This window comes from Klebsiella sp. JN_Kp126 (genome assembly GCF_033843325.1).
Classification (GTDB): domain Bacteria; phylum Pseudomonadota; class Gammaproteobacteria; order Enterobacterales; family Enterobacteriaceae; genus Klebsiella; species Klebsiella michiganensis.
Window position 1 is genome coordinate 1 of record NZ_JAWXQV010000024.1, and the last position, 1194, is coordinate 1194.

The following is a 1194-nucleotide window of genomic DNA, read 5'->3' on the forward strand; positions in this document are numbered from 1 at the left end:
TGGAGCTGAAATCAGTCGAAGATACCAGCTGGCTGCAACTGTTTATTAAAAACACAGCACTGTGCAAACACGAAAGTGGACGTATACGGTGTGACGCCTGCCCGGTGCCGGAAGGTTAATTGATGGGGTTATCCGTAAGGAGAAGCTCTTGATCGAAGCCCCGGTAAACGGCGGCCGTAACTATAACGGTCCTAAGGTAGCGAAATTCCTTGTCGGGTAAGTTCCGACCTGCACGAATGGCGTAATGATGGCCAGGCTGTCTCCACCCGAGACTCAGTGAAATTGAACTCGCTGTGAAGATGCAGTGTACCCGCGGCAAGACGGAAAGACCCCGTGAACCTTTACTATAGCTTGACACTGAACACTGGTCCTTGATGTGTAGGATAGGTGGGAGGCTTTGAAGTGTGGACGCCAGTCTGCATGGAGCCATCCTTGAAATACCACCCTTTAATGGCTGGTGTTCTAACGTGGGCCCCTAATCGGGGTTGCGGACAGTGTCTGGTGGGTAGTTTGACTGGGGCGGTCTCCTCCTAAAGAGTAACGGAGGAGCACGAAGGTCAGCTAATCCTGGTCGGACATCAGGAGGTTAGTGCAATGGCATAAGCTGGCTTGACTGCGAGCGTGACGGCGCGAGCAGGTGCGAAAGCAGGTCATAGTGATCCGGTGGTTCTGAATGGAAGGGCCATCGCTCAACGGATAAAAGGTACTCCGGGGATAACAGGCTGATACCGCCCAAGAGTTCATATCGACGGCGGTGTTTGGCACCTCGATGTCGGCTCATCACATCCTGGGGCTGAAGTAGGTCCCAAGGGTATGGCTGTTCGCCATTTAAAGTGGTACGCGAGCTGGGTTTAGAACGTCGTGAGACAGTTCGGTCCCTATCTGCCGTGGGCGCTGGAGAATTGAGGGGGGCTGCTCCTAGTACGAGAGGACCGGAGTGGACGCATCACTGGTGTTCGGGTTGTCATGCCAATGGCATTGCCCGGTAGCTAAATGCGGAAGAGATAAGTGCTGAAAGCATCTAAGCACGAAACTTGCCCCGAGATGAGTTCTCCCTGACCCTTTAAGGGTCCTGAAGGAACGTTGAAGACGACGACGTTGATAGGCCGGGTGTGTAAGCGCAGCGATGCGTTGAGCTAACCGGTACTAATGAACCGTGAGGCTTAACCTTACAACGCCGAAGATGTTTTGGCG

1 rRNA gene is annotated in these 1194 nt (G+C 53.6%); it reads left to right on the plus strand.

What is annotated here, in order from left to right:
- Positions 1-1171: ribosomal RNA gene (locus SIK97_RS00940) — 23S ribosomal RNA — on the plus strand; the annotation flags it as partial.
- Between the last annotated feature and the right edge of the window lie 23 nt (positions 1172-1194).